The organism is Planctomycetota bacterium (genome assembly GCA_035574235.1).
Taxonomy (GTDB): Bacteria; Planctomycetota; MHYJ01; order MHYJ01; family JACPRB01; genus DATLZA01.
On sequence record DATLZA010000021.1, the window covers coordinates 1 to 13,074 of the forward strand.

Here is a 13,074-nt window from a genome sequence, read left to right on the forward strand (position 1 = left end):
GTGGAGCCCCAGACGATCTGGATCCGCAAGGGCGGCAAGCGCCGCGAACTGGGCCTCTCGGGCGTCCAGGGCGGCACCTACATGCGCCACGGCGACCACTATGTGCTCAAGATCAACGACCTCTCCGGCCGCATCTACGTCAACGACGGCATCGACGGCGGCCCTCAAGGCTCCGTCTCCCAGAACCTCAAGAGGATCCTCAACATCCTGGGCCAGCTCGTTCAGGTTCCCCAGCTGGGGGACCGGATCCTGGCCAACCGTCCGCCCTATGGATACCGCCATCCGCAGGAGCTGCTGAAAGCGGTGGGTTATGACGAAGCGCTCTGGGCGCGCTTCCGCGATTTCGTAACGGTCTACGCCTGGGTGGACCCCAACGTGGCCAACCCCGTCCCGCTTTCGGCGGCGAAGCTTTCGGACTATCCGGTGCAGTACTACCGGGGCAATCCGCCGGTGTATCGGCACGGAAGCTACATCTCCGGGCGCGACGCGCGGGGTGAGGCCGTCCAGGTCCCCGGGGGCCTGAACACCTGTCCGAACGTCTGCCCTGGAGGCAACCACGACAATCCCGCGATCCGGGTTTACGGCCTGGATACGCTCAACCCTCAATGGATCGAGGTCGTCTCGCGCGCCCCGGTCAACGTCAACAGCGCCCCTCTCGAGGTGCTCGTGGCGCTTCTGACGGATCTGAAGGGTTTCTTCTTGGCCGATCGGCGCCGCAACAACCCGAACTGGCGGGGGGACAAGTACCTTTCCTTCAAACACCAGTGCACGTACTCGCCCGACCGCACCGACGGGGACGAGTACGGGTTCCTCATGGAGACGGTGCCGATCGTGGGTCCCGGGGGAACCGCCACCGAAGGCATTTCCGCCTACGTGATCGCTGAGGAAATCATCGCCTGCCGTTCCCGCCGATCCTCCAAGAACTTCAACTACGCGACGGTCCCCTGGTCGGGGCCGTTCAAGACGTGGCGGCAGTTCTACCAGTTCGTGGACAACCTCGCCGTTCCCAAGAGCGAGGGCGGCGCGGGCGTGCTTGAAGATCCCCGGCCCATTCACAAGGACTACGCCGAGGAGGTTCCGGACCCGACGGGCCACGGTCCGCTCGTGGACAGCCCGGCCCAGCGCCGGCACGCCGTGCGGGCGATCGCCGACGTGATCAAGGCCAACTTTAACCCGAACCTGCATCTCAACGAGCTCAACCCCGACGAAAACCTCTTCCTGCGGGTGGACAAGACCGATCTCATCGTCAATTCCACCGAATTCTGCTTCGTCCCCACGGGGTACTTCGAGATCGAGGCCCTGGGCCGGATCGTGCGGCCGGCGGATTCCGACCAGAAGGACGCGGACGCCTATCTTCACGACTGCGAGATCGTCGCGCAGGCCAAGGCCACGGCGACCTACAAGATCTACGATCTCTACCGGGAAACCAACCAGAAGCAGTTCTATGCCGGGGAGCTTCCGCCGCGGTCAGGCTCGTTCGAAACCAACAACGACTATTCGCTCGAGATCGGCCCCGAACCCGATAACGGCATCTTCCCCGGCAACCTCGGCGCCCCGGGGGATCCCGACAACGAATGGGACGGGTACATCGCCTTCCCCACGGTGGGGGGCGTCTTCGGCGGACACGGCGCTTCGCGGAAATCGAAGAACACGCTCGTGAGCACTCTGAGCCTTCCCAACGCGCCGCACCTCAATGCGGCCATGCACGGGCACTTCACCCTGGATTTCCACCTGCATCATTCGACGCTCGACCGATCCGAGATCGGAAGCCTCGAGGCCGGGCCCGACGATCCGATCGAAAACTATGGCGACGTCGTGTACAACCAGATCCTGCCCTACGGGGGGCCGTATGCCCCCCCCTCGGGACCCGGAGGAGCGGCGCCCGGGGGAACGCCGATTCACCGGCTGGCGCGGAGTTTCCGCCTCAACTACAACCCGATGTCCGGGACGGTGTCGGCGCCGGGACTCATGCCGTACGCGCCCTCCGATCTCCGGATCGACGGCGGCTACGTGGAACGCCACGCGGCGCCGGCCTATTTCGTCCAGCGCGGCGGGGCGATCTGGAACTTCAACCAGGAGCGCGCCACCGGCATGGTCAGCTTCTGGATCAAGCCCTCCTTCTTCCCCGATCTGACGGGCAAGATCCGGGCCTTCTGGGACATGTCCCGGTTCCACACGCCGTGCGGGGCTCAGGTCTACGTTTGGCCCTTCGCGCAGTGGTTCTACCCTTCGAATTACCAGGCCGGCGCCTCCGGCATCTCCGAAAACACCGGCCCCAAGTACTCCCACAACGATCTGGGCCAGTATCAGCCGTGCTCGATGGTCTGGGGCAGCAAGCAGTGGCACGGTTCCCAGAACGGACCCATCGATGGAACCAATAAGGCGCATTCCTTCGGCAAGATGACGGTCTGCCTGAACCACCTCGGTCACGAGGAATGCGTGAAGCTCAACCGCCTGAACCCACGGGTCAAGCCGAGTCCGCTGCGCGCGCATCGCTGGCTCCACACGACCTTCTCGTGGAACCTCTTGGGCGGGAGCGATACGTCGGGACTGATGTACTCCAAAATGTACATCAACGGGGTCGCCTCCGGCCCGAGCTCGCCGTACGTACCGTACACCTACTCGACGATGACGAGCTGGGCGGAAGGCGTGGATCGCATCAACTACTTCGACAAGCACGACGGCGGCGAATACAACCAGATGCGCCTTGGGGCTCCTTCGAGGATCGCCAAGGCGGCCGTCGCCGGCGAAACCGGCGGCTTCCGGGGAAATTTCTCGGGCGACCATACGGTCGACGAGCTTTACGTCTGGAAGAGCGAGGGTGAAGGCGATCCCCTGGTGCTCTGGCAGCGGGGACGGTACTACAAGCCGCTCGAAACCGCCTACGGCGAAGGGCGCTTCGTCTCCCAGCCGATTTCCCTGCTGCCCTCGTTCGCCCGGCTCCTGCCGCCGCCCTCCACCGCCGTGCCGCCGGGAATGGGCGGCCGCGTGCAGGACGGCTCGATCCAGACGGCCAACGTCCAGAAGGTGAGGGTTCTGGGAATCTCCTGGACGTGGTTCGCGGAGGATGTGGACCCGGAGACGGGCCGCCCGCAGCTTTTCGACTACAACGATCCCACGCTGGGCATCGCGGTGGACGACGTGCGTCCGACGCTGAAGCTCGGGATCCGGGACGGACAGCTCACGTACGGCCCCTTCGAGGACGACGCCTTCTCGGCGGTGCGGGCCCCGGACGGAACGGTGCCGGTGATCCAGGATCCCCGCCAGGTGCGGTACTTCGCGCACTTCGGCCTGGAAGGCGCGCAGCTTCAGACGATCCTCCTGGCCACTCCGGTCCTCGATGACGTGACGCTCTATTACGACGACGCGGGATCGCACCTTCTCTCGTATACTTTCGACAACAGGATCTTCTAGCCATGAAGAAACCGACGACGATGCTGGCGGCGGCGTTCGCGGCGGCGCTCCTGGGGCCGGCCGCGGCCGATCAGGAAGAGCCCGCGGTCACGCTCCTCTGCAAGCCGCCCGCGGCGCGGGCGCGGATCCCGCGCCTGCGCCTGGACGGAACGGCCGCCTATCCCGACCGCACCGTCCTGCGCCTCCACCTGGCGCGGCAGTTCGAGATGTGGGCGGGCGGGCGCATCCTGCCCACTTCGATCGGAGGCAGCGGCGGCTTCGTCGAGGTCCGCAACCGCAAGTTCGTCTACGAGCCCCTGTTCGAAGGGCCGGGCCACTACCTCATCCGCGTGGAGTTCAACCTCGACAGCCAGCTGGAGCCGTTGCGGGAGTCCCTCAAAAAGCACCCGCCCCGCAAGGAATGGACCTTCCAGTTCGCCGCCTGGGGGGATGAGCTGGGAACCCAGCTCGGCAAGCTGCCGGAGATCGACCAGCTGGCGGCCGAGACCTTGGAACTCATCGGGCGCATCGAAAAAGCGTGCGTCTCCAAGGCCTCCTGGGACTCCCAGGCCAAGGAGCTCAACAAAGAGGTGGTCAAGCTCATGGCCAAAATCGAAGGCGAGAAGCAGGACCTCAAGACGGTTTTCCCCGCTTCCATGAGCCAGCTTTATTACACCGTCCGTTCGATCCGGGGCACATCGGATCTTTTCGTCTGGGAAAACGGAAAGTTCGCCGGGGGCCGCTCGTACCACGCCGAGAACCAGAAGGTGAAGACCCACCGGGAGGAGGATTTCACGTTCGAAAACCTGCGCCGGTACGTCGAAGAGGTCCCCTCGCTGGCCGGCCGCGAGTTCGCGCTCTGGGTGGTCAAAGACCTCCGGCGAACCGAGGGCAAGCTCTCTTCGGCCCTGGAGGACGTCCTGAAGGCGAACGCCGCGCACGCGGGAGTGGCGCCCTACGCCGAGCGTCTCCAGAAGGCGGCGCCCGCGGATCTGGATCTTCTGGAAACGGAGATTCGCGGCGCCGCGCCGCAGAAGCCCAAGCCGCCCGAGGAGAAGCCCAAACCCCAGGACGAGAAGCCCAACGCGCCGGGGAAGTCCTCATGAGCTCCGCCCTCGCGACCGCGTGCCTTCTGCTCCTGGCCGCCCCCCAGGAGAAAAAGGATCCGTTCCAGGCGCATCCCAAGGTGGACCAGCGCCGCGTCGACGAGGCCATCCGCAAGGGCATCGCGTTCCTCAAGGGCGCGGGTTCCCCGGGCGCCCATCAGGGCATCGCCAACTCGGACGAGCTTGTCCTCTGGACGTTCGTCCACGCGGGCGTGCCCGAGACCGACCCCCGCTTCCAGCAGCTCTTCCGGAACATGATGCAGGCACCGCTCGAGAAAACCTACAAGGTCGCGCTGCAGGCGATGATCCTGGAGGAGATGCACCGCGTCCGCTACCAGGCGCGGATCCAGCAGTGCGCCCAGTTCCTCGTGGACAACCAGTGCCGGAACGGCCAGTGGAGCTACGGGGAACCCTCCATCTACGTGAACGACATCCCCGTTCCCACCGGCGGCGAAGGCGGCCGGGACGTGGCCACGGGCGGAAAGGGAGACGTCCGGATCCGCGAATACGACCCGGCCCTTCCGGTCACCCAGCGCCAGAAGCCCAAGGTCGTCAAGAAAGTCTCCGTCAGGAAGAAGAAGGACGGCCCCGCCTCCGGCGACAATTCCAATTCGCAATACGCGGCGCTGGGGCTTCGCGCCTGCCACGACGCCGGGGTCCTTCTGCCCAAGGAATCGATCGAGCTGGCCGCGCAGTGGTGGCGGGACGCGCTGCATCCCCCCGACGACCCCGCCGCGGCGCGGCGGAATCCTCTGGCCAGCGAAGGCTGGTGCTACGGCCCGCGCAGCCACGGCCACAAGGGATACGGATCGATGACGGCGGGCGCCGTCGGCAGCCTGGCCATCCTGAATTACATTCTCGAGAAGGATTGGAAGCGCGACCGGGAAATCCAGATCGGCCTGGACTGGCTGACGCGCTTCTTCGCCGTAAGCTTCAACCCCGGACCCTACGAGCACGGCGACGGAAAAGTGGACTCCCAGCACCAGTACTATTACTATATGTATGCGTTGGAGCGGGCGGGGGTCCTGTACGGGACGGAGACGTTCGGGGTCCACGAGTGGTACCCCGCGGGGGCGGAGCAGCTCCTGAAGGACCAGCGGCCCGACGGCTCCTGGGCCAACCAGGACGGGGCCAACCCGGTCTGGGATACCTGCTTCGCGATCCTGTTTTTGCGGCGGGCCACGCGTCCCCTCGAGGACGTAGCCACCCGTCCCGCGCGAAAGCCGTAACGCCAGGACCTTCCGGGAACGTAAGCTTCAGGGGCGAGCCATGGGATCGCTTCGGGTCCGCCTTCCACCGGCCGAATCCGGCGGGCGGGAACGACGCGAGACGAGGAGGCGAACTATGGCGCGTTGGCTCGTGGTTTCGGTTCTGGCGGCGCTGCCCGCCCATGCCGCGCAGCAGGGTCAGGGACAACCCCCTCCCTTTCCGCCCTTCAAAGTCGACCAGGTCAAAGTCGACCGGGCGATCGAAAAAGGGATCGCCTACCTCAAGTCCCGCAACGCCGACCACCTCCGGCGGTTCGAGCACATCGGCCGCCAGATGCAGAACTGTGAGCTGGTGCTGTGGACCTACGTCCACGCCGGCGTCCCCGAAACCGATCCCGCCTTCAAGCAGCTTTTCGACGACATGATGGCCCGCCGGCTCGAGGCCACCTACTGCGTGGCGCTCCAGGCCATGGTCCTGGAGGAGGTCGAGCGGGTGAAATACCAGGGCCGCATCTGGCAGTGCGCCCAGTTCCTCGTGGACAACCAGAGCGCGGACGGCTACTGGGGATACGGCGACCCCACGATCTTCGCCGAGGATCCGCCCGTCCCGACGACGAGCGTCCCCCGCGACGTCGCCAGCGGCGGCGGCCAGATCCGGCGGCTGAAGCCCGGCGAAACCCTTCCTCCGCCCGGCACCCGCACGAAGCCTCCGGTCAAGCGCCGCCTCAAGGTGGAAAAAAAGAAGGACGGCAACCCCAACGACAACTCGAATTCCCAGTACGCGGCGCTGGGCCTGCGCGCCTGTCACGACGCGGGCATCGACCTCCCCCCCGCCGTGATCGACAAGGCCATCGCCTGGTGGCGCGGCACTCAAAAGGCGACCGACGGCCAGCCCGTGCGCCTGGACTTCAAGGACGCCCAGGGCAAACCCATCTCGGGCGCCAGCGGGACGAGCGTCATGGACGCCGTCACCGCCGAACCCCAGGGCTGGTGTTACGGCCGGCACGACCACAAGGCGTACGGCTCGATGACCGCGGGGGCGGTGGGAAGCCTGGCGATCTACCTCTACATCAAGGACAACGACGGCGGCAAGAAGCGCTCCTGGCGGCGCGATAAGGACGTGCACGAAGGGCTCGCCTGGCTGGCCGCGAACTTTTCGGTGACCTACAACCCCGGCCCGTACGAGCACGGCAACTTCGCCGAGAACTCTCAGCACCACTACTATTACTTCCTCTACGCGCTCGAGCGGGCCGGCATGCTCTACGGCACGGAAACCGTCGGCACCCACGAGTGGTACCCCGAGGGAGCCAAGGTCCTCATCGAATCCCAGAAGGCCGACGGCTCCTGGGGGGACGGAACCGTGGACACCTGTTTTGCGATCCTCTTCCTCAAGCGCGCCACGCGCCCCCTCGACGTGGCCACCCACGCGGCCGGGTCCCGATAGGGTCGGTACCGCGCGCGCCGGACGCGCCCGCCTCGCCGGGCGCGTCCGGCCGCCTACCGCACCGCCACGCGCGGCTCGAGGTGATCCTTCAGCCGGATCCCGTGCTTCTCGAGCAGCGTCCCCGTCACCTGGTCCAGACGGTGAAGCGACAGGTTGTAGTCGATGAGCGCCTTGAGCTCGTTCGTCCGCGCCACGGCCAGATCTTCCTGCACGTCCAGCACCCGGAACGTCGTCGAAAGGCCCTGCTCGCGCCGCACCATCTCGCCCTCGAGCTGCTCCTGCGCGAGGATCCGCGCCCGGCGCGTCGCCTCGATCCGCTTTTCGTTCGTCTTGATCGCGCGCACCGCCTCCCGCACCTCGACGAAAATCTGATTCTCGAGGTTGCGCTCCTGAAGGCGGAGCCGGCGCTCCTCGAGCTCGGCGCGGCGGTACGCCCCCCGCGCCGCGCTCCCCTCGAGCGGCCATTCGAAGACGAACCCCACGGACAGATCGCGGAAATCCGTGGAGCTCGCCTCGTGCGACGCCCCCTCGGGCGTCTCCTCCGTGCCGAAGATCTCCGCCCGGCCCGTCAGGTCCAGGCGCGGGAGCCCCTCGTTGGCCGCCTGCGCCAGGACCGCCCGCTGCGCCTCGAGCTGGAGCCGGATCTGCCTCAGCTCCGGCCGCCGCCCGAGCGCCTCGGCCGCCGCCCGGTCCACGGCCGCCCGCTCGTCAAGCTCCCCCTCCAGTCCCCGCGGCGCCTCGACCGGCACGATCCCCACGTCTTCCCGCAGAAGCGCCGGGTCCACCAGGCGCTTCAGGCGGTCCTCCGCGTTGAGCACCGCCGCCTCCGCCGTCAGAATCCCTTCCCGCTGGGCCGCCACGCCCGCCTCCGCCTGCGTCACGTCGATCCGCGGAACCACGCCGCGCTCGAACCGCCGGCGGTTGTCCTCCAGAAGCCGCACCGCCACCTCCAGGGACTGATCCCGGACCTTCTTGTTCTCGATCGCGAAGACCAGGTCCCAGTAGGCCTGCGTCACCTGAAACACCGAATCCGTCAGCGCCTTCTCGAACGCGTCCACCGACGCGTCGCGCGCGCGCCGCGCCACGACGAGCGTGGCCGTGTTGGCCTCGTACGAGCCGCCCCTCAGGAGCGGCAGCGTCACCGCCACCCCCGCCGACTGCGTCCAGCGCGGATTGAAGGGCGCGAAGGGATTGTTCGTCAGAAGCCGCGACGACCGCGCGAAGACGTCGTAGCTCGCCCCCCAGGGCAGAAGCTTCCGCAACCCCAGGGTCACGTCCGCCGTGTCCGCCTCCGGACGGGTCGAATCGATCAGCACGTTGGCCGGCTGCGAGATGCGCTCTCCGCCGTCCGCCACCGCGTACAGCACGTGGTCCCACGGCGCCCGGGCGGCGTAGACGTTCTGCTCCTCGATCCACGGCTGATAGCGCGCCACCTCGAGCTCCAGGTTGTGGTTGAGCGACAGCGCCACCGCCTCTCGGACCGAAAGCGGAAGCGTGCGCGCGGGCCGGCGCTCCGCCTCCCCGTCCCCGCCGCCGGCCGCGGCCATAAGAAGACCCAGAAAAACGTTCATCGATCGCCCTCTCCCGACGTCGGATCCGCCGGACGCTCCGATCCCGCGCCGGAAGCGTCATGGATTCGCCCGGCGTGCATCGTATATTATACGGGTAGGCCGCGCGGGAGAGGGGCGCGGCCTTCCGTTCGACGGGAGCCCGAATGACCGGCATCCTCGCGGCGATCCTCCCCCTCCTGGCCGCCCCCCAGGAGGAGATCGACAAGGTCCACGCGCGTCTCTACCGCAAGGCCGCCCCCGCCGTCGTCGCCGTGGAAGGCGGCCGCGAGCGGGGCTCGGGCGTCCTTGTGGACCGGCGCGGGATCCTCCTGACCTCCCCCACCGCCTGCGGCGCCTCCGCGCGCACCGTAACGGTCATCACCCCCGACGGGACCCGCTACTCCGGCCGCGTCCTGGGCCGCGTGCCCGAAAAGGAGCTGGCGGTCGTCCGCCTCGAGGCCGACCGGGAGTTCCCCTTCCTCGAGCTCGGCGATTCCGACGCCGTCCGTCCCGGCCGGCTCGCCTACGTCCTGGGCGACAGCTACGACAGCCTCCGCGTGGACGGCCAGCCCGCCCTCTCCGTGGGGGTCCTCTCGGGAACTTACGAGGTGTCCTCCGAACGCCCGCTCAAGATCCTCAACCCCTTCACCGGACGCGTCCAGGAGAGCCCGTACCGCGGAAAGGTGCTCGAAACCTCGGCGGCCGTGAATCCCCATCAGGACGGAGGACCGCTCCTCGACCGCGAGGGGCGGGTCCTGGGGCTCGTGACCCTGAGTTACGACGACGCGAAATTCACGGGCCTGGCGATCCCGATCAATGAGATCAAACCTCACCTCGAGCGGATCCTCCGGGAAGCCGAAGCGCCGCCGCGCGCCGCCGGCGCGCCCGCGGTGGCCGGCTGGCCGGGGGCGGAAGTCCGCGCCTCGGCCGGGGGGCTCGAGGTGACGCGGGTTTTCCGCAATGGTCCCGCGGAGCGGGCGGGACTGGTCCGGGGCGACCGCGTCACCGCCGTGAACGGCGCCGCGGCGGCCACCGAGGAGGAATTTCATCGGGCGCTGGCGGGCAAGGAGCCCGGAGACCGGGTGACCCTCACCGTGATCCGGGCCGGCGAGCGCCGGGACGTGACGCTCACGCTCGGCCGCCGGCCGCTTTACTGACGGGGGAGATCCGACGATGCGTCTGAAGCGGGCGTTCCTGGCGCTGGCGGCCCTCGCCGCGGCGGCCGCCGGCGGCTCCGCCGCCCAGGAGACTCCGGCCTCCTCAAGCGCAGAAGAGCCGGCGGCGATCCTCGAGGATCTCTATCAGAAGGCGGCCGAGCGCGCCGCCCCCTGCGTCGTGGCGATCAAGGTGGACCGCGAGCCCGAGGCCGCGCGTCCGACGGCCCCCGCGCCGCCCCGCGCGCCGGCGACGCCCGGCCGGTTCGCCGGAGCGGAGGACGTCTTCGCCCGCCGACCGGCGGGGGCGTGGTGCACGGGGACCATCGTCGATCCCGCGGGGGTGATCGTCACGACCTGCTTCAACGTGGCGGGCCGGGTGCGGTCGATCGTCGTGCGGCTGCCGGACGGGCGGGAGCTGCCCGGAACGCTGCTCGGGTCGGACGCGACGTGCGACTTGGCGGCGATCCGGGTGGAGGCGGAGGGACTGCCGGTCCTCGAGCGCGCTCCGCTGGAGGCGCTCCGGCCGGGGCAGGCGGTCCTGGCCCTGGGGCGCGCGCCGGACGGCCGGGCCCTGACGGTGAACCCCGGGATCGTGAGCGCCTCCTCGCGCCTGGCGGGGCGGGCGCTCCAGACGGACGCGCGGTTGAATTTCGGAAACGTCGGGGGCCCGCTCGTGGACGCGCGGGGGCGGCTCCTGGGAATCACCTGCAAGGTGGACACCAAGCCCGGGATCTCGAGCACGCGGGGGCAGAACTCCGGCGTGGGATTCGCCCTCGCGCACGACCGCCTCTACGGGGAGCTTCTGGGAGCCCTCCGGAGCGGACGCCGCGTGGAGGAAGCGCGGCGCCCGTTCCTCGGAATCGAGCACAACGCCAAGAGTTCCGTGACCGACGGCGTGGAGCTGGCGGCCGTCCAGGCGGGCAGCGCCGCGGAGCGGGCGGGTCTGCGGCCGGGGGACGTGATCGTCGCGTTCGACGGCAAGCGGACGCAGTTTTTCGAGCAGCTCAAGGAGGCGATCCTGGCGCGTTCGCCCGGCGACCGGGTGCAGGTGCGGGTGCGCCGCCGGGGTGAGGAGCTGGAGCTGGAATGCGAGCTGGGCTGGGCGCCGGGGGAGTAGCGCGATGAAGGCGGCGATCCTGGTGTGGGCGCTTTCGGCGGCGGCGCAGGAGTCGCCGGCGGAGCGGCTCCAGAAGCGCGTGGAGGAATGCGCCCGCCACGTGACGGAGCGCTTCGTCTTCTTCGGCGGCGGTTCCGGGGCGCTCATCTCCGCGGACGGCTACTGCCTGACGAACCACCATGTGGCCGGGGAGCTCCCCCGAGCGCGGGTGACGCTGCACAGCGGGCGGCAGTACTTCGCTCGGCGGATCTGCACGGACGAACGGGGAGACCTGGCGCTCTTCAAGATCGAAGGGGAGGAGGGCGAAAGCTTTCCCTACCTCGAGTTCGGCGATTCCGACCGGCTGGAGGTGGGCCAGTACGTGCTGGCCTGCGGAAATCCCTTCGGGATCGCCCTTCCGGCCGAAGACCGGAAGATGTATCCCACGGTGACGCTGGGAATCGTCTCGGCCCTCCACCGGAGGCAGGGGGATTATTTCGACTGCATTCAGACGGACGCGGCGGTGAACCCGGGCAATTCCGGAGGGCCGCTCGTGACGCTCGACGGCCGGCTCGTGGGGATCAACGGGCGGATCGCCACGCGCTACCTGAACCGGGTGAACTCCGGGGTGGGGTACGCGATTTCGTCCGCCCAGATCCGGAACTTCCTTCCGGAGATGATGAAAGGGGGCGAAGACGGCCGCATCCACCACGGGCAGGTGACGGGGCTGGTCCTGGCGCCCGAGGGCGCGGGGGGCGCGCGGGTGGTCCGCGTGGTTCCGGGGACGGCGGCGGAGCGGGCGGGGTTCGAAAAAGGCGATCTCATCGTCGGGGTGAACGGGTACGCGATTCCGAGCGCCGCCCGGTTCCTGGGGGTCATCGGCACCTATCCCATGGGCCGCGAGGTGGCGGTCCGCGTGCGGCGCGGAGCGGAGGAGCGGGAGGTCCGCGTGCGTCTGGACCGGTACCAGCCGGAGGGCCTGGCGCTTCCGTTCCCCCTGGTGCCTCGTCCTCCGGAGCGGCCCCGGGGGAGCGCGTACCTGGGGGTGTACGTGGAGGAGGAAGGGGGCGAGGTCGTCGTGCGGGACGTGCGGCCGGGATCGCCGGCGGACGCGGCGGGCCTGCGGGAGGGGGACGCGATCCTTCGGGTGGAGGGGCGGCGGGTGACGCGGCGCGACGAGCTCAACGCGCAGATCTGGCGGCGCGCGCCCGGGACGGTCGTGCGGCTGGCGGTGCGGAGGGACGGCCGGGAGGAAGAGGTTCCCGTGCGGCTCGGCCGGCATCCGGAGGAGGAGTGACCGAAGCCCGAAAGGAATGCCGCCGGCGCGGCCGGGGCCGAGCCGGCGGCATCGAGAGAGGGAGGAAAAGGAACTTTCCCCGCGCGTCCCGTCAGACCTTGAGGTCCACCGGGGCGGCGTCGAACATCTCGATCTTTCCCACCACGCGGTAGACGGCGTCCACGTCGTCCTGGGTCAGGAATTCGAGGGGGTATTCCTTGTTGAGGGGCTGCAGGACGAGGTGATCGCCCTGCTCCAGCATGACCTGCCGGAGGGCGCCCTGGCGCTTCTGCCGGACGCTGTAGATGATGAAGACGACCGCCCCGTTGCGGATCTTCTCCTCGCGGGCCACGAGGACGATGTCGCCCCGGGAGAAGCCCGGCGGCGAGGCCTGTTCCATGGAATCGTCGCAGACGGTGACGGCGAACTCGGCCGGAACGCGGGACTTGGGCAGGACGAGGGGAGCGTCGACCAGAGGCTTGGGGCGCCCGTCGGGACCGAGTTCGGCCGCGTAGCCGGTGCTGACGGTATTGAGAAGAGGGAGGCGGACGAGGTCGATCGAGCCCGAGCCGCCGGCGGTTTCGTACTGCTCCATGAAGCGCTTGGCCTCCTCGCGGATGAGGGTGGGGGCCTTGTCCGCCCAGGCGATGCGGACGAGGCGGCGCTCGTCCTGCCCGAAGAGCTTGGCGAACTTCTTGATGATCTTGACGGAGGGCGGATTGACCTTGTCGTTTTCGATCCCGGACACGTAGCCCTTGTGGGAGCCGATCTTGCGGGCCACCTGCTCGAGGGTCATGCCGCGCTCCTTCCGGAGCCGCTTCACCAGGTCACCGAAGTTGGACAC

The 13,074-nt window shown here is 68.5% G+C and carries 9 protein-coding genes; 7 read left to right on the top strand and 2 right to left on the bottom strand.

All coding sequences use genetic code 11. The features are described from left to right. The 4 genes from VNO22_01505 to VNO22_01520 form a co-directional block, all read left to right on the top strand. Nucleotides 1–3,414 (top strand): hypothetical protein (locus VNO22_01505; protein HXG60024.1); only part of this gene is annotated, 3,414 nt, incomplete at its 5' end. 2 nt (nucleotides 3,415–3,416) lie between these two features. After that, entirely contained in the window at nucleotides 3,417–4,499 is a 1,083-nt protein-coding gene (locus VNO22_01510) for a hypothetical protein (GenBank protein HXG60025.1), read from the top strand. Beyond that, nucleotides 4,496–5,728, top strand: a complete 1,233-nt coding sequence (locus tag VNO22_01515; protein ID HXG60026.1) for a prenyltransferase/squalene oxidase repeat-containing protein — start codon at nucleotides 4,496–4,498, stop codon at nucleotides 5,726–5,728. Before VNO22_01510 ends, VNO22_01515 begins: the two co-directional genes overlap by 4 nt. Before the next feature lie 115 nt (nucleotides 5,729–5,843). Next, entirely contained in the window at nucleotides 5,844–7,151 is a 1,308-nt protein-coding gene (locus VNO22_01520) for a hypothetical protein (GenBank protein HXG60027.1), read from the top strand. Between the two features lie 53 nt (nucleotides 7,152–7,204). On the opposite strand, the gene VNO22_01525 is transcribed toward VNO22_01520, so the two are convergent. After that, nucleotides 7,205–8,722, bottom strand: coding sequence for a TolC family protein (locus VNO22_01525; GenBank protein HXG60028.1), 1,518 nt, complete (start codon nucleotides 8,720–8,722; stop codon nucleotides 7,205–7,207). Nucleotides 8,723–8,865: 143 nt separating this feature from the next. Here VNO22_01525 and VNO22_01530 point away from each other — a divergent pair, with 143 nt between their 5' ends. Genes VNO22_01530 through VNO22_01540 form a run of 3 tightly spaced genes read left to right on the top strand, consistent with a single transcriptional unit; the run spans nucleotide 8,866 to nucleotide 12,251 of the window. After that, on the top strand, nucleotides 8,866–9,858 hold the full coding sequence (locus VNO22_01530; GenBank protein HXG60029.1) for a S1C family serine protease: 993 nt from the start codon (nucleotides 8,866–8,868) through the stop codon (nucleotides 9,856–9,858). 16 nt (nucleotides 9,859–9,874) lie between these two features. Next, on the top strand, nucleotides 9,875–10,975 hold the full coding sequence (locus VNO22_01535; protein ID HXG60030.1) for a trypsin-like peptidase domain-containing protein: 1,101 nt from the start codon (nucleotides 9,875–9,877) through the stop codon (nucleotides 10,973–10,975). Nucleotides 10,976–10,979: 4 nt separating this feature from the next. After that, on the top strand, nucleotides 10,980–12,251 hold the full coding sequence (locus VNO22_01540; protein ID HXG60031.1) for a PDZ domain-containing protein: 1,272 nt from the start codon (nucleotides 10,980–10,982) through the stop codon (nucleotides 12,249–12,251). 91 nt (nucleotides 12,252–12,342) lie between these two features. Here VNO22_01540 and VNO22_01545 read toward each other — a convergent pair whose 3' ends face one another. Next, nucleotides 12,343–13,074, bottom strand: a complete 732-nt coding sequence (locus VNO22_01545) for a helix-turn-helix domain-containing protein (GenBank protein ID HXG60032.1) — start codon at nucleotides 13,072–13,074, stop codon at nucleotides 12,343–12,345.

Coding starts and splice junctions, on each gene's coding strand:
- VNO22_01530 (HXG60029.1), top strand. CDS start 8,866: ATGACCGGCATCCTCGCGGCGATCCTCCCCCTCCTGGCCGCCCCCCAG.
- VNO22_01510 (HXG60025.1), top strand. CDS start 3,417: ATGAAGAAACCGACGACGATGCTGGCGGCGGCGTTCGCGGCGGCGCTC.
- VNO22_01535 (HXG60030.1), top strand. CDS start 9,875: ATGCGTCTGAAGCGGGCGTTCCTGGCGCTGGCGGCCCTCGCCGCGGCG.
- VNO22_01520 (HXG60027.1), top strand. CDS start 5,844: ATGGCGCGTTGGCTCGTGGTTTCGGTTCTGGCGGCGCTGCCCGCCCAT.
- VNO22_01515 (HXG60026.1), top strand. CDS start 4,496: ATGAGCTCCGCCCTCGCGACCGCGTGCCTTCTGCTCCTGGCCGCCCCC.
- VNO22_01540 (HXG60031.1), top strand. CDS start 10,980: ATGAAGGCGGCGATCCTGGTGTGGGCGCTTTCGGCGGCGGCGCAGGAG.
- VNO22_01525 (HXG60028.1), bottom strand. CDS start 8,722: ATGAACGTTTTTCTGGGTCTTCTTATGGCCGCGGCCGGCGGCGGGGAC.